20 protein-coding genes are annotated in these 21,575 nt (G+C 60.1%); all 20 read right to left on the bottom strand.

Going from position 1 to position 21,575, the window contains the following annotated elements; translation table 11 throughout:
* Positions 1–5 precede the first annotated feature (5 nt).
* The 20 genes from nuoL to ACZZZU_RS04695 all read right to left on the bottom strand — a co-directional run bounded on the left by nuoL (position 6) and on the right by ACZZZU_RS04695 (position 21,560).
* Positions 6–1,856, bottom strand: a complete 1,851-nt coding sequence (gene nuoL / locus ACZZZU_RS04790; protein ID WP_463549924.1) for an NADH-quinone oxidoreductase subunit L — start codon at positions 1,854–1,856, stop codon at positions 6–8.
* A complete protein-coding gene (nuoK, locus tag ACZZZU_RS04785) occupies positions 1,853–2,161 on the bottom strand; it encodes an NADH-quinone oxidoreductase subunit NuoK (RefSeq protein WP_122453234.1) in 309 nt (102 codons plus the stop codon). The genes nuoL and nuoK overlap by 4 nt, the downstream gene beginning before the upstream one ends.
* Complete coding sequence (nuoJ, locus tag ACZZZU_RS04780) at positions 2,161–2,667, bottom strand: NADH-quinone oxidoreductase subunit J (RefSeq protein WP_463549923.1); 507 nt, start codon at positions 2,665–2,667, stop codon at positions 2,161–2,163. The genes nuoK and nuoJ overlap by 1 nt, the downstream gene beginning before the upstream one ends.
* A gap of 70 nt (positions 2,668–2,737) precedes the next feature.
* On the bottom strand, positions 2,738–3,286 hold the full coding sequence (gene nuoI / locus ACZZZU_RS04775; RefSeq protein WP_122498027.1) for an NADH-quinone oxidoreductase subunit NuoI: 549 nt from the start codon (positions 3,284–3,286) through the stop codon (positions 2,738–2,740).
* Positions 3,287–3,298: 12 nt separating this feature from the next.
* Positions 3,299–4,306 carry an NADH-quinone oxidoreductase subunit NuoH gene (gene nuoH, locus ACZZZU_RS04770; protein ID WP_463549922.1) on the bottom strand — a complete coding sequence of 336 codons (1,008 nt, stop codon included), beginning with the start codon at positions 4,304–4,306 and terminating at the stop codon, positions 3,299–3,301.
* On the bottom strand, positions 4,303–7,020 hold the full coding sequence (nuoG, locus tag ACZZZU_RS04765; RefSeq protein ID WP_463549921.1) for an NADH-quinone oxidoreductase subunit NuoG: 2,718 nt from the start codon (positions 7,018–7,020) through the stop codon (positions 4,303–4,305). The genes nuoH and nuoG overlap by 4 nt, the downstream gene beginning before the upstream one ends.
* Before the next feature lie 155 nt (positions 7,021–7,175).
* Entirely contained in the window at positions 7,176–8,540 is a 1,365-nt protein-coding gene (gene nuoF, locus ACZZZU_RS04760; protein WP_463382485.1) for an NADH-quinone oxidoreductase subunit NuoF, read from the bottom strand.
* Positions 8,537–9,037 (bottom strand): NADH-quinone oxidoreductase subunit NuoE, encoded by a 501-nt coding sequence (gene nuoE, locus ACZZZU_RS04755; RefSeq protein ID WP_122453228.1) that lies wholly within the window; start codon positions 9,035–9,037, stop codon positions 8,537–8,539. Before nuoE ends, nuoF begins: the two co-directional genes overlap by 4 nt.
* A 2-nt stretch (positions 9,038–9,039) precedes the next feature.
* Positions 9,040–10,821, bottom strand: coding sequence for an NADH-quinone oxidoreductase subunit C/D (gene nuoC, locus ACZZZU_RS04750; protein ID WP_463549920.1), 1,782 nt, complete (start codon positions 10,819–10,821; stop codon positions 9,040–9,042).
* 68 nt (positions 10,822–10,889) lie between these two features.
* Positions 10,890–11,564 (bottom strand): NADH-quinone oxidoreductase subunit B, encoded by a 675-nt coding sequence (locus tag ACZZZU_RS04745; protein WP_122498037.1) that lies wholly within the window; start codon positions 11,562–11,564, stop codon positions 10,890–10,892.
* Between the two features lie 10 nt (positions 11,565–11,574).
* Positions 11,575–11,967, bottom strand: a complete 393-nt coding sequence (locus tag ACZZZU_RS04740) for an NADH-quinone oxidoreductase subunit A (RefSeq protein WP_463384681.1) — start codon at positions 11,965–11,967, stop codon at positions 11,575–11,577.
* 555 nt (positions 11,968–12,522) lie between these two features.
* Entirely contained in the window at positions 12,523–14,118 is a 1,596-nt protein-coding gene (locus ACZZZU_RS04735; protein WP_122498041.1) for an isocitrate lyase, read from the bottom strand.
* Between the two features lie 498 nt (positions 14,119–14,616).
* Entirely contained in the window at positions 14,617–15,426 is an 810-nt protein-coding gene (locus ACZZZU_RS04730) for a secretin N-terminal domain-containing protein (protein WP_463549919.1), read from the bottom strand.
* Positions 15,423–16,064, bottom strand: a complete 642-nt coding sequence (locus ACZZZU_RS04725) for a DUF7931 domain-containing protein (RefSeq protein ID WP_463549918.1) — start codon at positions 16,062–16,064, stop codon at positions 15,423–15,425. The genes ACZZZU_RS04730 and ACZZZU_RS04725 overlap by 4 nt, the downstream gene beginning before the upstream one ends.
* 7 nt (positions 16,065–16,071) lie before the next feature.
* Positions 16,072–16,500 (bottom strand): GNAT family N-acetyltransferase, encoded by a 429-nt coding sequence (locus tag ACZZZU_RS04720; protein ID WP_463382488.1) that lies wholly within the window; start codon positions 16,498–16,500, stop codon positions 16,072–16,074.
* Entirely contained in the window at positions 16,493–17,659 is a 1,167-nt protein-coding gene (locus tag ACZZZU_RS04715; RefSeq protein WP_463549917.1) for a ribosomal protein uL16 3-hydroxylase, read from the bottom strand. The genes ACZZZU_RS04720 and ACZZZU_RS04715 overlap by 8 nt, the downstream gene beginning before the upstream one ends.
* Before the next feature lie 78 nt (positions 17,660–17,737).
* A complete protein-coding gene (purB, locus tag ACZZZU_RS04710; RefSeq protein WP_122453219.1) occupies positions 17,738–19,108 on the bottom strand; it encodes an adenylosuccinate lyase in 1,371 nt (456 codons plus the stop codon).
* A 204-nt stretch (positions 19,109–19,312) separates the two neighbouring features.
* Entirely contained in the window at positions 19,313–19,933 is a 621-nt protein-coding gene (gene hflD / locus ACZZZU_RS04705) for a high frequency lysogenization protein HflD (RefSeq protein ID WP_122498057.1), read from the bottom strand.
* Positions 19,930–21,048 carry a tRNA 2-thiouridine(34) synthase MnmA gene (gene mnmA, locus ACZZZU_RS04700; protein ID WP_463382490.1) on the bottom strand — a complete coding sequence of 373 codons (1,119 nt, stop codon included), beginning with the start codon at positions 21,046–21,048 and terminating at the stop codon, positions 19,930–19,932. The genes hflD and mnmA overlap by 4 nt, the downstream gene beginning before the upstream one ends.
* Before the next feature lie 71 nt (positions 21,049–21,119).
* Positions 21,120–21,560 (bottom strand): NUDIX hydrolase, encoded by a 441-nt coding sequence (locus ACZZZU_RS04695; protein ID WP_463549916.1) that lies wholly within the window; start codon positions 21,558–21,560, stop codon positions 21,120–21,122.
* Between the last annotated feature and the right edge of the window lie 15 nt (positions 21,561–21,575).

The raw sequence follows: 21,575 nt of genomic DNA, 5'->3' as shown, positions 1-21,575 counted from the left end.
TTTCCTTAATTCAAAATCAGAAGAAGGGCGAGCAGCAGCACGGCACCGCCGGCCACCGAGGCCGAGTACCAGCGCAGGTTGCCGGTTTCCGTACGGCTCATCAGGCTGTTACCCAGGCGTACCAAGCGCGGAACCACACCGATGCTGCTGTTGATGGGGTCGTTGCCCAGCAGGCGGGTGATCAGCAGGTACGGCTGCACGAACAGCTTGTCGTAGATCCAGTCGAAGCCCCACGCAGCGAACCACCAGGCCGAGAGCAATTTGCCCGGGCCGCTGTTGGCCACTGCGGTGGCGAAACGGCGCTTGCCGAGGAACAGCACCGCAGCCAGGGCGATACCGGCAATGGCGATTAGGCCCGACGACAGCTCCAGGCTGTGTTTGGCTTCGCCACCGGCGTGGCCGAAGCTTTCCGGCAGCACACCAGCCAGCGGCGGGCTGATGAGCGCGCCGATAAAGGTCGACAGCACGATCAGCACCGACAGCGGCAACCAGTGGCTGATGCCGTGACCGGCATGGGCCTCGGTTTTCGCCTCGCCGTGGAAGGCGATAAAGATCAGGCGGAAGGTGTACAGCGAGGTCATGAACGCACCGACCAGACCGGCGTACAGCAAACCGGTGTGGCCGCTGGCGAAGGCTTCCCAAAGAATTTCATCCTTGGAATAGAAGCCGGCGGTCACGAAGGGCAGGGCAGCCAGTGCAGCGCCGCCGACGATAAAGCTTGCGTAGGCCAACGGCAGCTTCTTCCACAGGCCGCCCATCTTGAAGATGTTCTGCTCGTGGTGGCAGGCGACGATCACCGAACCGGAGGCGAGGAACAGCAGGGCCTTGAAGAAGGCGTGGGTCATCAGGTGGAAAATCGCTGCGTCCCAGGCGCCAACGCCCAGGGCCAGGAACATGTAGCCGATCTGGCTCATGGTCGAGTAAGCGAGGATGCGCTTGATGTCGGTTTGTACCAGTGCCGCGAAGCCGGCGAGTACCAGCGTCACGCCGCCGACGATGCCAACCAGCTCCAGCACTTCCGGCGCCAGCAGGAACAGGCCATGGGTGCGGGCAATCAGGTACACGCCAGCGGTCACCATGGTGGCCGCGTGAATCAGCGCGGAAACCGGAGTAGGGCCGGCCATTGCATCGGCGAGCCAGGTTTGCAGCGGCAACTGAGCCGATTTACCTACCGCGCCACCCAGCAGCATCAGGGTTGCCCACCACATCCAGGTATCCCCGGCCTGCAGTTTTTGCGGCGCCAGAACCAGCAGCTCTTGGATGTTCAACGTGCCCAGGTGCTGGAACAGCAGGAACAGGCCGATGGCCATGAACACGTCGCCGATACGGGTGACGATAAAGGCCTTGAGTGCGGCGTTACCGTTGTTGCGGTTGCTGTAGTAGAAGCCGATCAGCAGGTAACTGCACAGGCCCACGCCTTCCCAACCGAAGTACAGGAACAGCAAGTTATCGCCCAGAACCAGGAACAACATGCTGGTGATAAACAGGTTGGTGTACGAGAAGAAGCGCGAGTAACCGGCTTCACCGCGCATGTACCACGAGGCGAACAGGTGAATCAGAAAGCCTACGCCGGTGACGACGCCCAGCATGGTCAGCGACAGGCCGTCCAGGTACAGGGTGAAGCTCGGGGCGAAGCCGTCTACCGACATCCATTGCCACAGCACCTGGCTGTACACGCCGCCTTCTGGCGGGTTGACGTTGAATTGGTAGATCAGAAAGGCGGTGGTCAGGGCCGACAGGCCAACGGAGCCCACGCCGATCAGCGCCGAGACGTTTTCCGACCATTTGCCGCGCGAGAACGACAGCAGCAGCCAGCCGATAAGGGGGAAGGTAAATGTCAGGAATAAAAGGTTCATCCGCGCATCTCGCTGGCAGCGTCGATATCGAGGGTGTGGAAGCGGCGGTAGAGCTGCAACAACACGGCCAGGCCGATGCTGGCTTCGGCGGCAGCCAAGGTCAGCACCAGAATGAACATCACTTGCCCGTCAGGCTGTGCCCAGCGGCTGCCGGCCACGATAAAGGCCAAACCGGCGGCGTTCATCATGATTTCCAGGCTCATCAGCACGAACAGAATGTTGCGGCGCACCATCAGGCCTACCAGGCCGAGACAGAACAGCACACCCGCTACGGCGAGGCCGTGTTCCAGGGGGATCGAATTCATCATTGGATTTCCTTCGCCTCTTGACGGCCGAGGTGGAACGCGGCGACTACCGCTGCCAACAGCAGCATGGAGGCCAGCTCAACAACCAGCAGGTACGGGCCAAACAGGCTGATGCCCACGGCTTTGGCGTCAACGGTGGTCAGGCCGATGGCGCCGGCGCTCGGGTTGCCGAACAGCACGTAGAGCAATTCAGCCAGCAGCAACAACGCCAGCAGCGCCGGGCCGAACCAGATGCCGGGCTTGAGCCAGATACGCTCCTGATCGGCGGCAACAGGGCCGAGGTTGAGCATCATCACCACGAACACGAACAGCACCATGATGGCGCCGGCATACACGATGATTTCCAGCGCACCGGCAAACGTCGCGCCGAGGCTGAAGAACGTCATCGACACAGCCAACAACGAGATGATCAGGTAGAGCAGGGCGTGAACCGGGTTGGTGTTGGTGATCACTCGAAGAGTGGACACCACCGCCACGCCGGACGCGAAGTAGAAAGCGAATTCCATAGTCAGATTCCCACGACGGATACAGGCAGCCAACGGCCGGTCGCCACATTCAGAGTCAGTTGAGCGCGCATTACGGCAGCAACCCCTTGACGTTGATCGGCTCGGCTTCGTTTTGCGCCGCGCCCTTCGGCTTGCCAGCAATGGCCATACCGGCCACGCGGTAGAAGTTGTAGTCCGGGTTTTTACCGGGACCGGAAATCAGCAGGTCTTCTTTCTCGTACACCAGATCCTGACGCTTGAACTCAGCCATTTCGAAATCCGGCGTGAGCTGGATCGCGGTGGTCGGGCAGGCTTCTTCGCACAGGCCGCAAAAGATGCAGCGCGAGAAGTTGATGCGGAAGAATTCCGGGTACCAGCGACCGTCATCGGTCTCGGCTTTCTGCAGGGCGATGCAGCCCACCGGGCAAGCCACGGCGCACAGGTTGCACGCTACGCAGCGCTCTTCACCATCGGGGTCGCGGGTCAGCACGATGCGGCCGCGGTAGCGCGGCGGCAAGTACACGGGCTCTTCGGGGTACTGCAAGGTGTCGCGTTTGCGGAAGGCATGGGAGAACACCATCACCAGGCTGCGAAGCTGGGTATAGGTGCCATGCACAACGTGGAGCACATACTTAAGCATGGTCATTCTCCGTTACTGAGCCACGCCGGCCGGGGTGTTGAGCAACACCACGGCAGCGGTCACCAGCAAATTGATCAGGGTCAGCGGCAGGCAGAACTTCCAGCTGAAGTCCATCACCTGGTCATAGCGCGGGCGCGGAATCGAGGCGCGCAGCAGGATGAACAGCATGATGAAGAAGCCGGTTTTGAGCGCGAACCAGAGGAATGACAGCGACGGCAGAATGTTGAACGGACCGTGCCAACCGCCGAAGAACAGGGTGACCAACAGCGCCGAGATCAGCACGATGCCGATGTACTCACCGACAAAGAACATGCCCCATTTCATGCCGGCATATTCGATGTGGTAACCGTCGGCCAGCTCTTGCTCGGCTTCCGGTTGGTCGAAGGGGTGACGGTGGGTAACAGCCACGCCCGCGATGAAGAACGTACAGAAGCCGAAGAACTGCGGAATGATGAACCACAGGTTTTGCGCCTGGTATTCAACGATGTCGCGCATGTTGAACGAGCCCACCTGCGCCACGATGCCCATCAGCGACAGGCCCATGAACACTTCGTACGACACGGTTTGTGCCGAGGCACGCAGGCTGCCGAGCAGGGCAAACTTGTTGTTACTCGACCAACCGGCAAACAGCACCGCGTACACCGACAAACCGGCCATGGCGAAGAAGAACAGCAGGCCGATGTTCAGGTCTGCGACGCCCCAGGTCGGGGTGATCGGGATGACGGCGAAGGCAATCAGCAAGCAGCTCATGGCCACCACCGGCGCCAGGGTGAAAATCACCTTGTCGGCGAACGGCGGCGTCCAGTCTTCCTTAAAGAACATTTTGATCATGTCGGCGGCGATCTGAAACGCACCGAACGGACCCACTCGGTTCGGACCGTAACGGTCTTGCCAGAGGGCCAGCAGGCGACGTTCCACCCAGCTCAGCAACGCGCCGCACACCACCACGGCGAGCAGCACGACGATGGCTTTGAGCACGGCGATGATCACGTCGATCACTTCAGGCGTGAACCAACTCATTGCGCGGCCTCCTGCAGCGAATCAGCGGTTTTGCCAGCAATCGCGGCGGGGATGCCTGCCAAACCAACCGGCAACGCAACGATGCCCGCACTCAGCTCTTCGCTCACGCGCAGCGGCAGACGCAAGGTCTGGCCAGCTACGTTGAGGCTGACCAGCGCGCCTTCGTTCACGCCCAAGCGGGCCGCTTCCGAAGCGGCGACGGCGACGTAGGCTTCAGGAATACGCTGCTGAACCGGCGCGGCGCGCGAGGAATTTTCTTCGCTGCCGAACAGGTGATGAACCGGCACAACCTGCCAGGTGCCTGGCGCCGGGTTGAATGCGCCCGGTGCAGTGGCAAACCAGCTGAGGCCATCGCCTTGGCTTTCGATCAGGCGCGTGCCCGGATCGCCAGCACGCAGGTGACCGCCGACTTCGTCCTGGAATTTGTTCCAGGCTTGCGGCGAGTTCCAGCCCGGCGACCAGGCGAACGGCACCTGTTGACGCGGTTCGGCGGAGCCGGAGTAGCCTTCCATGGAGAAGGCGAAGGCGGTGTCTTTGTCTTGCGAGGCGCGCGGTTCGTGCACGCTGATATTCGCGCGCATCGAGGTGCGACCGCTGTAACGCAGCGGCTCGCGAGCCATTTTCAGGCCCTTGATGCGGAACGAGGCGCCCGGTGCAGCGTCGACGATACCGGCCAGCAGCGGCGTACTGGCGGCGGCAGCGGCGGTCACCTGGTCGAGCTGAGTCCAATCAACGTTCTGGCCGAGCAGGGTGCTGCGCAGGGCATGCAGCCAGCGCCAGCCTTCGTGAACCAGAATGCTTGGGTCGTAGTAGGTCGGATCAAACACTTGGAAGAAGCGCTGGGCGCGGCCTTCCTGGCTGACCAGCGTACCGTCGCCTTCGGCGAAGCTCGCCGCGGGCAACACCAGATGGGCGCGGGCCGTGGTGTCGGTTTGCTGGTGGTCGGCAACGATGACGACCTTGGCGGCAGTCAGCGCGGAGTCGACCAGCGCTTTGTCGGCGCGGGTGTACAGATCGTTTTCCAGCACGACGATGGCGTCGGCCTTGCCGTCGACCACAGCTTGCAGCGCGGCGTCGGCAGAGTCGCCGCCGAGCATGGCCAGGCCCAGGCTGTTGGCTTCGCTTACCACCAGGCTGAGGGAGCCGTTTTTCTCGCGCAGCTTGAGGGCCTTGGCGATGTTGGCGGCGGCTTCGATCAGGGCTTTGTTGCCCAGTGAAGTGCCGGCAATTACCAGCGGCCGTTTGGCTGCCAGCAGGCTGTCGGCGATGCGCTGGGCCAGTTCCAAGGCTTCGGCGTCCAGACCGGCAACGGCCGGAGCGCTGGCGTCGATGGCGTGGGCGACGGCAAAGCCGATGCGCGCCAGGTCATCCGGCGCGGCGTGCACGCACTCTTCGGCGACGTCGTCGAGCTTGGTGGCGTCAAGGCTGGCAATAAACAGTGGGTTCAGCGCGTGCTGACCGATGTTCTGCACCGCAGCGTTGAGCCACGGCTGAATCTTCATGGCTTCGGCCATGTCTTCGGCCTTGCCTTTCACCGACTGGCGCAAGGCGAGGGCGAGGCGGGCGGCGGTTTGCGTCAGGTCTTCCCCGAGCACGAACACGGCGTCGTGGTCTTCGATGTCACGCAGGGTCGGAATGGGCAACGGGCTGTTTTGCAGTACGTTCAAGACAAGGCGCAGGTTGTCCAGCTCAACAGCGCCGATACCGGAGTAGAAATGCTCGGCACCGACCAGTTCGCGCAGGGCGAAGTTGCTTTCCAGGCTGGCGCGCGGCGAACCGATGCCGACGATGTTGCGACCGCGCAGCAGCTCAGCGGCGTTATCCAGGGCTGCATCCACGCTCAGCTTTTGGCTGCCGGCCGTCAGCAGTGGCTGACGCGGACGGTCGGTGCGGTTGACGTAGCCGTAGCCAAAGCGACCACGGTCGCAGAGGAAGTACTGGTTCACCGAACCGTTGTAGCGGTTTTCGATGCGACGGATTTCGCCGTAACGCTCGCCGGGGCTGATGTTGCAGCCGCTTGAGCAGCCATGGCAGATGCTCGGCGAGAACTGCATGTCCCACTTGCGGTTGTAGCGCTCGGAGTGGGTTTTGTCGGTGAACACACCGGTCGGGCAGACCTCGGTGAGGTTGCCGGAAAACTCGCTTTCCAGAACGCCGTCTTCAACGCGACCGAAGTACACGTTGTCGTGGGCGCCGAACACGCCGAGGTCGGTGCCGCCGGCGTAGTCCTTGTAGAAACGTACGCAGCGGTAGCAGGCGATGCAGCGGTTCATTTCGTGCGCAATGAACGGGCCGAGTTCCTGGTTCTGGTGAGTGCGTTTGGTGAAGCGATAACGGCGCTCGTTGTGGCCGGTCATCACGGTCATGTCTTGCAGGTGGCAGTGGCCGCCTTCCTCGCACACGGGGCAGTCGTGCGGGTGGTTGGTCATCAGCCATTCAACGACGCTGGCGCGGAAGGCCTTGGACTCTGCGTCGTCGATGGAAATCCAGGTGTTGTCGGTGGCGGGGGTCATGCAGGACATGACGATGCGACCACGGGTGTCGTTTTCGTCGGTGTACTGCTTCACCGCGCACTGGCGGCAGGCGCCGACGCTACCGAGCGCCGGGTGCCAGCAGAAGTACGGAATGTCGAGCCCGAGGGACAGACAGGCCTGTAACAGGTTGTCTGCTCCATCGACTTCGAGCGCTTTGCCGTCTACGTGGATAGTGGCCATAGTTCAAGTTTCTTCGTTGGCCCGTTTGTTCAGGGGTGAAAGCCGCATCTGCTGCGGTTTTCGCCACGCTCAACTGGCGGGCTTGGCTAATAGAATCACGGTTCGATGGGGCCAGAGTTCTAGATAAGCGTTCTCTGGCCGCCGTCGTAAAAACGTTAGGCGCTGACGAACTGCGTCGGCGCCACCGGCGTGCTGATTCGGGAAATACCCGCTTCGAACTCCGGTCGGAAATATTTGATTGCGCTGCCCAGCGGCTCCACGGCGCCCGGTGCGTGTGCACAGAACGTTTTGCCTGGGCCGAGGAAGTTGACCAGGCCCTCGAGGGTTTCGATATCGCCGGGCTGGCCATGACCTTTCTCAATGGCGCGCAAGACTTTCACGCTCCACGGCAGGCCATCGCGGCACGGCGTGCAGAAACCGCACGACTCGCGGGCGAAGAACTCTTCCATGTTGCGCAGCAGGGCAACCATGTTGACCTTGTCGTCCACCGCCATGGCCAGGCCGGTGCCCATACGGGTGCCGACCTTGGCGATACCGCCGGCGTACATTTGCGCATCCAGGTGTTCGGGCAACAGGAAGCCGGTACCGGCACCGCCGGGTTGCCAGGCTTTCAGGGTGAAGCCGTCGCGCATACCGCCGGCGTAGTCTTCAAACAACTCACGGCCAGTGACGCCGAATGGCAGTTCCCACAGGCCTGGGTTTTTCACCTTGCCGGAGAAGCCCATGAGCTTGGTGCCCATGTCTTCGCTGCCCGGCCGGGCGAGGCCCTTGTACCACTCGACGCCGTTGCCAACGATGGCCGGCACGTTGCACAGGGTCTCGACGTTGTTCACGCACGTCGGCTTGCCCCACACGCCGACAGCGGCCGGGAAAGGCGGCTTCGAACGCGGGTTGGCGCGGCGACCTTCAAGGGAGTTGATCAGCGCGGTTTCTTCACCGCAGATGTAGCGACCGGCACCGGTGTGCACGAACAGTTCGAAGTCGAAACCGCTGCCCAGAATGTTCTTGCCCAACAGGCCGGCAGCCTTGGCTTCAGCCACGGCGCGGTTGAGGTTGGTGGCCGCATCAACGTATTCGCCACGCAGAAAAATGTAGCCGCGATAGGCCTTGAGCGCGCGCGCACTGATGAGCATGCCTTCGATCAGCAAGTGCGGCAGCTGCTCCATGAGCATGCGGTCTTTCCAGGTGTTGGGTTCCATTTCATCCGCGTTGCACAGCAGGTAGCGGATGTTCATGGATTCGTCTTTAGGCATCAGCCCCCACTTCACGCCCGTGGGGAAGCCGGCACCGCCACGGCCCTTGAGGCCGGAGTCTTTGACGGTTTGCACGATGTCGTCTTGCGACAGGTCGGCGAAGGCTTTACGCGCGGCGGCGTAGCCGTCTTTGGCCTGGTATTCCTCAAGCCACACGGGCTGCGCGTCGTCACGCAGGCGCCAGGTCAGCGGGTGCGTTTCCGCGGTGCGGGCAATGCTGTTGGCCGGCCCGAAGGAGGTCAGGCGGGTGGTCGAAGCGGACGTCATACGTAAGCCTCCAGCAGTTCTGCTACGCCATCGGGTTGCACGTCGCCAAAGGTGTGGTCGTCGATCATCAGCGCCGGGGCCTTGTCGCAGTTACCCAGGCAGCACACCGGCAGCAGGGTGAAGCGGCCATCGGCAGTGGTTTCGCCGAGGCCGATGCCCAGCTGTTGCTGGATGCTGCTGACTACCGACTCATGGCCGCCGATGTAGCAAACCATGCTGTCGCACACGCGGATGATGTGACGGCCAACGGGCTGGCGGAAAATCTGGCTATAGAAAGTGGCAACGCCTTCGACGTCGCTGGCCGGAATGCCGATGATCTCGCCGATGGCGGCGATGGCGCCATCTGGCACCCAACCACGGGCTTTCTGAACGATCTTCAGCGCTTCGATGGAGGCCGCGCGGGAGTCTTCGTAGTGGTGCAGCTCATGTTCGATGGCCGTGCGCTCGGCATCGCTGAGGGTGAAACGGTCGGTTTGAATCAGCGTGGTGGTAGTCATAGTTAGCGGTCCACGTCAGCCATAACGAAGTCGATACTGCCCAGGTACGCGATCAAGTCCGCGACCATGCTGCCGCGGATTACCGAAGGAATCTGCTGCAGGTGCGGGAAGCTTGGCGTACGAATACGGGTGCGGTAGCTCATGGTGCCGCCGTCGCTCGTCAGGTAATAACTGTTGATGCCCTTGGTCGCTTCGATCATCTGGAAGCTTTCGTTGGCCGGCATGACCGGGCCCCAGGAAACTTGCAGGAAGTGGGTGATCAAGGTTTCGATGTGCTGCAACGTGCGCTCTTTCGGCGGCGGCGTAGTCAGCGGGTGATCCGCTTTGTACGGGCCAGACGGCATGTTGCGCAGGCACTGGTCGATGATTTTCAAGCTCTGGCGCATTTCTTCCACGCGCACGATGCAGCGGTCGTAGGCATCGCCATTTACGGCCAGCGGCACTTCGAATTCGAAGTTTTCGTAGCCCGAGTACGGGCGCGCTTTACGCAGGTCGAAGTCCAGGCCGGTGGAACGCAGGCCGGCGCCGGTGACGCCCCATTCCAGCGCTTCCTTGGTGTTGTACTGGGCAACGCCAATGGTACGGCCACGCAGAATGCTGTTTTTCAGGGCGGCTTTTTCGTACTCGTCGAGGCGCTTGGGCAGCCATTCAACGAAGTCTTTCACCAGCTTTTCCCAGCCGCGCGGCAGGTCGTGCGCAACGCCGCCGATGCGGTACCAGGCCGGGTGCAGACGAAAACCGGTGATGGCTTCAATCACCGTGTACGCGCGCTGACGGTCGGTGAAGGTGAAGAACACCGGGGTCATGGCGCCGACGTCTTGAATGTAGGTGCCGAGGAATAGCAGGTGACTGGTGATGCGGAAGAACTCGGCCATCATGATGCGGATGACGTCGACCTTCTCCGGCACTTTGATGCCGGCCAGCTTCTCGACCGAGAGCACGTACGGCAGGTTGTTCATCACACCGCCGAGGTAGTCGATACGGTCGGTGTAAGGAATAAAGCTGTGCCAGGACTGACGCTCGGCCATCTTCTCGGCGCCACGGTGGTGGTAACCCACTTCCGGTACGCAATCGACGATTTCTTCACCGTCCAGCTGCAGCACGATACGGAACGCACCGTGGGCCGAAGGGTGGTTGGGGCCGAGGTTGAGGAACATGTAGTCCTCGTTCTCGTTGCCGCGTTTCATGCCCCAGTCTTCCGGGTTGAAGCGTGCGGCTTCTTCTTCCAGGTTCTGCTTGGCAACCGACAGGCTGAACGGATCGAACTCGGTGGCGCGCGCTGGGTAGTCTTTGCGCAGCGGGTGACCCTGCCAGGTCGGCGGCATCATGATGCGGGTCAGGTGCGGGTGACCGGCAAAGGTCACGCCATACATGTCCCACACTTCGCGCTCGTACCAGTTGGCGTTCGGCCAGATATTGGTCACGGTCGGCAGGTTCAGGTCGCCTTCGGACAGCGCGACTTTGAGCATGACGTCGCTGTTCCGCTCGATCGACATCAGGTGGTAGAACACCGTGAAGTCGGAACCTGGCAAACCACGCCGCTGAGTGCGCAGGCGTTCGTCGACGCCGTGCAGGTCGTAGAGCATGACGTAGGGCTTGGGCAGCTGACGCAGAAAGGTCAGCACCTCGATCAGCCGCTCACGCGCCACCCACAACACCGGCATGCCGGTGCGGGTTTGCTGGGCGGTAAACGCATCTGCGCCAAAGCGCGTGTTCAATTCGGTGACGACGTCTTGGTCGTCTGCCTTGTAAGGCGGGATGTACAGAGCGGTGTCTGCAGTCATGGTCTCGGTCGCTATCAGTCAACGTAAAGGGTGAATCCGGCGGACTTTCTGGGTAAGAAAAAGCTAGATCACACTTCGTCGGGGCTGCGCAGGTTGGTTACCTGAATACGCTGTTCACGGCGCTGTTCCTTTTGCGACGGCATGTCGGCGCGGTAAACGCCTTGTTCGCCAACGACCCAGGAAAGTGGGCGACGCTCCTGGCCAATCGATTCTTGCAGCAGCATCAGCGCTTGCAGGAATGCTTCAGGGCGAGGAGGGCAGCCGGGCACGTAAACGTCCACGGGCAGGAATTTGTCCACCCCTTGAACGACAGAGTAAATATCGTACATGCCGCCGGAATTCGCGCAGGCGCCCATGGAGATAACCCACTTGGGCTCGAGCATTTGCTCGTACAAGCGCTGGATGACCGGAGCCATTTTGATGAAGCAGGTGCCTGCAATCACCATGAAGTCGGCCTGACGGGGTGACGCACGAATTACTTCGGCGCCAAACCGGGCAATGTCATGGGGAGCGGTGAAGGCAGTCGTCATCTCCACGTAGCAGCAGGACAGACCGAAGTTGTACGGCCAGAGGGAGTTTTTACGCCCCCAGTTGACCGCGCCATTCAGCACGTCCTGCAGTTTGCCCATGTAGATGTTTTTGTGGACTTGATCCTCTAGAGGATCGGAAACGGTCTCCCGCTCGCCGATCGGATACTGCTCATTAGGCGCATCCGGGTCGATTCTGGTGAGTTTGTATTGCATCGCCAAAGCCTCATTGTTTTAGCTTCGCCTGCCGCTTGCGACGACCTTCGGGAGCCCAATCAAGAGCACCGATGCGCCATAGGTAGACAAGACCTGCCAACAGAATTGCTATAAAAACTGTAGCTTCAATAAAGCCGGCCCATCCGCTTTCACGAATAGATACCGACCAGGCGAAGAGAAAGAGGGCTTCAACGTCGAAGATCACGAAGAGCATCGCGACCAAATAGAATTTTGCCGACAGGCGCAGGCGAGCGCTGCCGGTGGGCAACATGCCGGATTCGAACGGCTCGTTTTTAACCCGGCCCCACGCCTTGCCACCGAGCAGGCTGGAGACGCCGAGCATAAAGGCGCAAAGGCCGATAACGCCCAGCAGGAAAATGGCAAAGCCCCAGTTGTGGGACATGGTCGCGACAGCTTCAGCAGGCATGCCGGTACTCCTTAGACAAGCATCGGCGGAATCATGGGAGATGAAAGTTGCCGGTTGTAATCCATAGCCAGCAATCTAATTTTCGTAATTTTATGCGTGTCTGGCTTCGTAAGTAAATTTTTCCTTATAAAAAATTTACTTACGGGCCAACATCTTAGCGGCGCAAATCGCGCAAAGCCCGTGGCGTCGGGGTTATGACGCGTTCTACGTCGTTAGTCGAACATCCGCTTTTTTATTGTTAATGACAGCAAATTGTGCTGTAGATGATATTCGTTATTATTTGGGCGTTAAATCAGAAACGCCCTACGTTGGAGAAGGGTAGCTGCTGTTAGCGCATAAGCGAGCAAAGCGTTAGGGAAGTTGGCGCTTGAGTGAAGGGCGAGAGAGGAGTGGGTGCCTGGATTTCGGCTTGCCATCCACCGAGACGGCAATTTTCAACGCACGCGACATTTTTCTGGCATAAAAAAAGGCGAGCCTGAGCTCGCCTTTTCTTTACACCCCAGGCCGAAGCCTAGTGAGCCATTCCGTGGATCAATGGAATTGGTTCATGGTGTTGTCTTTACCGCTTGCTTTCAGAGCCGCTTCGCCAGCGAAGTACTCTTTATGGTTGTCGCCGATGTCGGAGCCAGCCATGTTCTGGTGCTTGACGCAGGCGATGCCTTGACGCAGTTCCTGACGCTGAACGCCTTTCACGTAAGCCAGCATGCCTTGGTCGGCGAAGTAGCCTTTTGCCAGGTTGTCGGTGGACAGCGCAGCAGTGTGGTAGGTCGGCAGGGTGATCAGGTGGTGGAAGATACCAGCCTGTTGCGAACCGTCGCGTTGGAAAGTGCGGATCTTCTCGTCTGCAACCTGAGCCAGTTCGGTTTCGTCGTAATCGACGCTCATCAGCTTGGCGCGGTCGTAGGCGGAAACGTCTTTGCCTTCAGCAACGAATGCATCGAACACTTGCTGACGGAAGTTCAGGGTCCAGTTGAAGGACGGGCTGTTGTTGTAGACCAGCTTGGCGTTCGGGATCACTTTGCGGATCTCGTTAACCATGGCAGCGATCTGGCCAACGTGTGGCTTCTCGGTTTCGATCCACAGCAGGTCAGCGCCGTTCTGCAGCGAGGTGATGCAGTCCAGGATGCAGCGAGCTTCGCCGGTGCCAGCGCGGAACTGGAACAGGTTGGAAGGCAGGCGCTTAGGACGCAGCAGTTTGCCGCCACGGTTCAGAACCACGTCGCCGTTGTTCAGCTCGTTTGCCGACACTTCTTCGCAGTCCAGGAACGAGTTGTACTGGTCGCCCAGGTCGCCCGGCTCTTTGGTCACAGCGATTTGTTTGGTCAGGCCAGCACCCAGGGAGTCGGTACGGGCAACGATTACGCCGTCGTCTACGCCCAGTTCCAGGAATGCGTAGCGAACTGCGTTGATCTTGGCCAGGAAGTCTTCGTGCGGAACGGTCACTTTGCCGTCTTGGTGGCCGCACTGCTTCTCGTCAGAAACCTGGTTTTCGATCTGGATGCAGCACGCACCCGCTTCGATCATTTTCTTGGCCAGCAGGTAGGTGGCTTCCGGGTTACCGAAACCAGCGTCGATGTCGGCGATGATCGGTACGACGTGAGTTTCGTAGCCGTCGATCTGAGCCTGGATTTCGTCTGCTTTCACTTTGTCGCCAGCGGCGCGGGCTGCGTCCAGGGCGGTGAACAGCAGGTCCAGCTCACGGGCGTCAGCCTGGCGCAGGAAGGTGTAGAGCTCTTCGATCAGGCCCGAAACAGCGGTCTTCTCGTGCATGGATTGGTCTGGCAGCGGGCCGAAGTCCGAACGCAGAGCAGCAACCATCCAGCCGGACAGGTAGAGGTAGCGCTTGTCGGTAGTCTTCAGGTGCTTCTTGATCGAGATCAGCTTCTGCTGCCCGATGAAGCCGTGCCAGCAGCCCAGGGACTGGGTGTAGACGGAGGAGTTAGCGTCGTACTCAGCCATGTCTTTGCGCATGATAGCGGCGGTGTACTTGGCGATATCCAGACCGGTTTTGAAGCGGTTCTGAGCGCGCATACGAGCGACGGACTCAGGGTTGATCGCACTCCAGCTGTTGCCGGCGGTTTCTTTCAAAGCGGCTACGGCTTTGATGTCATCTTGATAAGCAGACATGGTCAATCCTTCAAAGTTGATTGGTTGAGCACGACACTTCCCTTTCAAAACCGACAAGCAACACGGTCTTTCAGTGGGCGGTGTACTGCAGCGCAACGAGATATCGACTGAGACGAGATTGAAGCTGAGGAGGGGGCAGAGGGGGCGAACAGTTCGAAGGTGCTGGCGTTAACACTTGCTGGTTCGTGGAAACCGATGGGTGTTGCTGCTGTGACCAACTGGCCGATTCGTTAAACGCTTCCCCGTCCCTCAGGACAACTTCGTTCCAGTCGCAATCTCGTCGAACTGCCTTTTGAGCGGTAAAACACGAATCGAATCTACGGTAAGCAGGTTGCGATCCGGAGACCTCCGTTAGGGGCCTCTGATTAGCGGGAGCGGGGCCATCATGCCTTTGCAAAAAGACTTCGTCAAACGTTTTGTAGTGCTTTTTTCTTACTACTACATATTGTTCGACGAGCGACTGATGGGTCACGTTTTTCGGCCGTGGCGCCGCCCTGATCAGTCCAGGGCATCGACCTTCAGGCGCAGCGTCATGTCTTCACGACCTTGCGTTGAGCGGTGCTGAATAAAGCCGTTTTGGTCGGACTGCGAACTCTCATTCACGCCGCCGATGGTGATCCATTCGCCCAGGCGGCCGGTCACTTTGGTGTTGGTATTTTGAATGTCGATCGCGCCTTGCTGTGTTTGGCTGAGGCGGTCGTTATTGTTGTTGATACTGACGTGCACCACGTCGCCGGTGAGGCTGGCGGTGACGTAAAACCCGCGGGTGACATTGCGGTATTCGGTGTTGTTGTAGACCCGGCCGTAACCGTCGACGCTCGAGCTGGTCAGCGGCACGCTTTGGCCCACTTGAATCAGCGCCGGGTAGCCTTCCGTGGTCTGCACTTGTTGGGTGCCGCCGCCCCGGCTTTGGGTGCTGCGGTGGATGATGCGTACTTGGTCGCGACCATTCACTTCGCCACGTCCCGATTGAATTTCCACATTGCCAGCATTGGCCGAGCCGTTCACCGAGTAACCCTGGTCGTTCATCTGGTTGCTGTCGGAGGTGTCGACACTGATGAGCAAGCGCCTCGGTTGTTTGTCGATCTGCTTGAGCAGGTCGCGAACTTCCTGAAGTTTGGCGGGCGGGGCGTTGACGACCAGTTGGTTGCCGTAGTTGCTGGCCCGGCCTTCGTTGCCCAGCACGGATTGCACCACGGGCAATACGTCGTCGGCAGTGCGGTAGTTCAGCGGCATCACTTCGGTAGCCGCCAGCACCGGCAGGCTGACAGTCAGGCACAGGGCGGCAAACAGCGAGCGCAGGGTCATACCAGAAGACTCCGAAGGTCGAGGTCGGTGACGCTGACGTCCCAGGCCTGATCAAATTTGTTTTGCAGCACGCGCACCTGGCCAGGATCGTTGTACAAGGCGTAGCCGGCCAGTTGCTCGAGTTTGGGGCGCATCAGGATGCCATTGGTGTCGGCGAGCAGATAGGCCACTTCATCGTTGCTGTAGCTGGGGTTGAGCTTGCGAATGTGCAGATTGCTCGGCAGGCGCCGCGACAGTTGCAACAAGCGATGGCCTTCTTTCACGGCGTTGCTGGCGTCGTTCACCAGAATGCGCAAACGATTCTTCGGATTAGCCAACAGGAATTGGGTACAGGCCTGTTGCACGCTGCTGTGGTGGTAAAGCCAGCGTTCTAGATCCGGGGTGTAGATGCACAGGCTGCGCTGCGCCTGTTGCAGCAACGCCAACGCATGCGCCTGGGCGTGTTCGGCGTGGCTGAAATGCTGGAGTTGACGCGGCCCGCCGAGGTGAAAGGGGGCCGGTTCGCGACGCTCCGGCTCCGCCTGCAAGGGCGGCGGATTGTGCACCGTAAAACTGCCGGGCGAGACGAACTCGATGGCCGGCAGTTCTTCCGCGACACCGTCCGTGGCGTCTGTTGGCGGAGCGTCTTTATCGATCATCCTGACCTCACTGACTGATGCGTTTCATCTCTACGTGGGGAATGCCGGCGTCGAGAAATTCGCCGCTGACTACGGTAAATCCTAGACGCTCATAGAAGGCCGTGGCGTGAACCTGGGCGCTGAGCATTTGTTCTTTCAGACCCCGGCGCTCTGCTTCCTGGATAACGGCCTTCATCAGCTGTTCACCGACTTTCAAACCGCGCCAGTCTTTCAATACCGAAACCCGGCCGATATGGCCGTCGGGCAGCAGGCGCGCGGTGCCAATCGCGTAATCGCCATCGGCAGCCAGAAAATGCACGGCTTCGACATCTTCGGCGTCCCATTCCAACTCCGGCGGCACCGCTTGTTCAGCAATAAACACGGTTTCGCGAATGCGGCGCAGGTCTGCGTTGTCTTTCTGCCAGCTGGCGAGCCTTACCTGAACGTTGCTACTCATCTGCAAACTCCAAACTTCCTTGTTTCACCAGTTCGAGGACGAGGTTACGCCCTTCATCGTCGGCCAACCATTGGCCCAGGTTTTCCAAGTGCAGCACGTCGGCGGCACAAATCAGTTTCAGCAATTCGCGCAGGCTGGTCGACAACAAGCGGCTTTGCCCGCTGGCAAACAGCACCAAATCTTCGCCCACTTCAGACCAGGCCAGGCGCGCACTCGGATTGCGGATAAGCATGGCGCCGTTTTCGATTTGGTCGAGCAGCTCTTCTTCGTCCAGTTCAGTGCCAGCAACCAGTTCTGGATAGCGCGGTTCGGTCATGAATTGGCCGAACCAGGTCATCAGCAAACGCTCGTCACCGATGTGTTCGTTAAGCAGGGCTTTGAGACGGTCGAGCGAGTCGCGCTGAATCTGATGCGGGTCGCTGGCAGGGGCGGCGCCGGCATCGCTGTAGCGTTCTTCGTCCGGCAGGAACTGGCTGAGAAAGTCGGTGAAATGGGTCAAGACTTCTGCGGCGCTAGGGGCGCGGAAACCCACGGAATACGTCATACAATCATCCTCGGCGGTGCCATAGTGAGCCAAACGTGGCGGCAGATAGAGCATGTCGCCGGGCTCCAACACCCATTCGTCGGTCTGTTCAAAGTTGGCCAGAATGCGCAGGTCCGCATGCTCAAGCATGGGGCTATCCGAGTCGCACATCTGGCCGATTTTCCAGCGCCGGTGTCCCTGGCCCTGGAGAAGGAAAACGTCGTAATTGTCGAAATGCGGGCCTACACCGCCGCCCGGCGTGGCGAAGCTGATCATCACATCGTCGATGCGCCAGCTCGGCAGGAAACGAAAGTGCTGCAGCAGCTCGGCCACTTCCGGCACGAACTGGTCGACGGCTTGCACCAGCAGGGTCCAGTCGCGCTCGGGCAGGGTGGCGAATTCATCTTCGTTGAACGGGCCGCGGCGCAGCTCCCAAGGGCGTTCGCCGTGCTCAAGCACCAGGCGCGATTCAACTTCTTCTTCCAGCGCCAGGCCGGCCAATTCGTCGGCGGAGATAGGGCTTTCGAAATCGCTGATGGCCTGACGGACCAGCAAGGGTTTCTTCTGCCAGTAGTCGCGCAGGAATTCACGAGCGGTAATGCCACCGAGCATCTGAAGCGGAATATCAGGATTCATCGCTAAGCCTTTGAAAGTCATCTGAGCCCGTAAATAAAAACGCCCGGCACTGCCGGGCGTGCAACTGGGCAATATCGGTTAGATACGTTTGGCCTGAGCGGCGGCGTTGCCCGCGTAGCCAGCCGGGGTGAGGGCGCGCAGCTGAACCTTGGCGTCGGCTGGAATATCCAGGCCGTCGATAAAGGTTTGCAGGGCTTCGGCGCTGATGCCTTTGCCGCGCGTCAGCTCTTTGAGTTTCTCGTAGGCGTTTTCGACGCCGTAGCGGCGCATTACGGTTTGCACCGGTTCGGCCAGCACTTCCCAGCACGCGTCGAGGTCGGCAGCGATGCGCTGAGCATTGAGCTCCAGCTTGCTGATGCCTTTAAGAGTGGCTTCGTAGGCGATCACGCTGTGGGCGAAACCAACGCCCAGGTTGCGCAGTACGGTGGAGTCGGTGAGGTCGCGCTGCCAGCGGGAGATTGGCAACTTGCTCGCCAGGTGCTGCAGCAGCGCATTGGCGATGCCCAGGTTGCCTTCGGAGTTTTCGAAGTCGATCGGGTTGACCTTGTGCGGCATGGTCGACGACCCAATTTCGCCAGCAATGGTGCGCTGTTTGAAATAGCCGAGGGAGATGTAGCCCCAAATATCACGGTCGAAGTCGATCAGGATGGTGTTGAAGCGGGCAACCGCGTCGAACAGCTCGGCAATGTAGTCGTGCGGCTCGATTTGCGTGGTGTAGGGGTTGAAGCTTAGGCCCAGCTCTTGCTCGATAAAGGCGCGGGCGTTTTCTTCCCAATCGACCTGCGGGTAGGCCGAGAGGTGCGCGTTGTAGTTGCCCACGGCGCCGTTGATTTTGCCCAGCAGGGGAATGGCGGCAACTTGAGCGATTTGGCGCTCCAGGCGGTACACCACGTTTGCCAGCTCTTTGCCCAGCGTGGTCGGCGAGGCCGGTTGGCCGTGGGTGCGCGACAGCATCGGCACGTCGGCAAAGCGGTGAGCCAGCTCGCGGATGGCGTCGGCCAGTTGCTGCATCAGCGGCAGCAGCACGGTGTCGCGGCCTTCGCGCAGCATCAGCGCGTGGGAAAGATTGTTGATGTCTTCGCTGGTGCAGGCGAAGTGGATGAACTCACTCACCGCAGCCAGTTCTGGCAGCTTGGCGACTTGTTCTTTAAGCAGGTATTCCACGGCTTTTACGTCGTGGTTGGTGGTGCGCTCGATTTCCTTGACGCGCTCAGCGTGCTCAACCTGGAAGTTGTCGACCAGTGCGTTAAGCAGGGCGTTCGCTTCGGTGGAAAACGGTGCGACTTCCGGAACGCCGGTATGCGCGGCCAGGCGCTGGAGCCAGCGAACCTCGACCATGACGCGGAAACGGACCAAGCCGTATTCGCTGAAGATTGGGCGCAGAGCGCTGGTTTTGCTGGCGTAACGGCCATCAACGGGGGATACCGCGGTGAGCGAGGAGAGCTGCATGGGGCGTTCTCGGACAGTCGGGCGACGAAAAGGGGCGCGAATTATACATAGAAAAACCTTACCTGACCCGCGCGCAGCGAACTGCTCTGTCGGGTTTTTCGGTGAGGCGTGGAACAGCGCGGTGCTGTGGGAGCGACTTCAGTCGCGATGCTTTTAAGATCACGAGCATCGTGGCTGAAGCCGCTCCTACGGGTATGGAAGTGTTTATCCGCGAACCAGCGGGTAAAGCTCTTTCAGCAATTTGCGACGGTTAATCACCAACTGCCAGCGATGGCCGCCCAGTTGACGCCACAGGCGTGCCGAGCGAATGCCAGCAAGCAACAGGGCGCGAATTTTTGCGGCATTGCTCGGTTGTTGAAGGTTGCGCATGTCGCCGTGCACTTGAATGCGTTGGCGGAAGGTGCTCAGCGTGTCCTGATACAGGCCGCCGCTCGCGGCAATTACGTTTTCGTGCACGAGACCGAAGTGCTGAACCTGCTGTTGAATCTGGTCGAGGCGTTTGCCGATGGTTTCCAGCATGTCGTCGCGCTTGGCCAGCTTGCGTTCCAAGCCCAGCAGCGCCAAGGCGTAGCGCAGCGGTTCGCGTTGCAGGGTGGTGGGGTCGCGCTCCAGGGCACTAAGCAGCGCGCGGTAGCCATTGCGCAGGTTGATGTCGTCGCCGCCGTAAACGTCCAGGGTGGTTTTCGGATCGCGGACCATCAAACTTCCGAGCATGCAGCTCAAAGCGCCTTCGCTGATCTGCCCGGTGCGTGCCACTTGGTCGACCAGAAACGCCGCCTCAAACACGCCGCCCAGGGCAACCAGTTGTTCCTGAATCGGCGTCATGCGCGCTTTTCCTTACTGCTCCAAGGTTGCGCCACTTCTATTACACCGCCGCCCAGGCAAACGTCACCGTCATAAAACACCACCGACTGGCCCGGCGTAACGGCCCGCTGAGGCATGGCGAATACGGCGCGGTAACCCTCGCTGGTTTTCTCCAGCGTGCACGCCTGGTCGCCCTGGCGGTACCGCACTTTCGCGGTCAAGGCGCGTGGGCTGGTGAGGTCGATGGGGTTGACCCAATAGATGTCGGAGCAGAGCAGGGCGCTGGAAAACAGCCATGGGTGTTCATTGCCCTGGCCGACCACGAGCACGTTGCGTTCGAGGTCTTTGATCAGCACGTACCACGGTTCTTCGCCGGCATCTTTCAAACCGCCGATTCCCAGGCCCTGACGCTGGCCAATGGTGTGGTACATCAGCCCGTGATGACGGCCGATGATTTCGCCTTCGGTGGTTTCGATATTGCCGGGTTGTGCGGGCAGGTATTGCTTGAGGAAGTCGCTGAAGCGGCGCTCACCGATAAAGCAGATGCCGGTGGAATCCTTCTTTTTGGCCGTGGCCAGCTGATGTTTTTCAGCGATGGCGCGCACTTCCGGTTTTTCCAGTTCGCCGACCGGGAATAACGTCTTGGCCAACTGCTCACCGCCCACGGCGTGCAGGAAGTAGCTTTGGTCTTTGTTCGGGTCGAGGCCTTTAAGCAGTTCGGTGCGCCCGTCGATATCGCGGCGACGCACGTAGTGGCCGGTGGCAATCAGGTCGGCACCGAGCGACAGCGCGTACTCAAGGAAGGCTTTGAATTTGATTTCCCGATTACAGAGGATGTCCGGGTTGGGCGTGCGTCCCGCCTTGTATTCGGCCAGGAAATGCTCGAACACATTGTCCCAGTATTCCGCAGCAAAATTGGCGGTGTGCAGCTTGATGCCGATTTTGTCGCACACCGCTTGCGCATCGGCCATGTCGTCCATGGCGGTGCAGTATTCGGTGCCGTCGTCTTCCTCCCAGTTTTTCATAAACAGGCCTTCGACCTGATAGCCCTGCTCCAGCAGCAGCACGGCGGAAACGGAGGAGTCGACACCGCCGGACATGCCGACGATCACGCGAGTTGAGGAATTGTCACGCATAGGAGTTTGGATGCAGGGCTTTTCGGAAAAACGCGATTCTATCAGGGCCGCCGGCTCAGTGGTGATCGACGCTAGTCACGCAGCAGGGCGAGGGGGAAGCGTTCGCCGCTCAGATAGTCGTCGATGCAGCGCAACACCAGCTCGCTGCGCAAACGCTCTGGTTGCGCGGCGAGTTCGGCGCGGGTCAGCCATTGCGGGCCGATGATGCCGTCGTCGAGCTGGTAGTTGTCGCGCTGTTGCAGCGCCTTGGCGGCGAAGCACACGCGCTGGTAGGTCACGCCGTTGCTGGGGGCTGTGTATAAATAGATGCCGGTGACGGCAGTGAGCTCAACGTCCCAGCCGGTTTCTTCGAGCGTTTCGCGAATAGCGGCCTGCATGAGACTTTCGTCGGCTTCCAAGTGGCCAGCAGGCTGATTAAATACAGCGCGGCCGCCGGCGGTTTCTTCCACCATCAGGAAACGACCCTGATCTTCGACGATGGTCGCGACGGTAACGTGAGGGGTGAAACGCATGAGTAACTCCTGTGC

It is taken from the genome of Pseudomonas sp. AC136, assembly GCF_979258585.1.
This window is presented reverse-complemented; position numbering and strand designations above follow the sequence as displayed.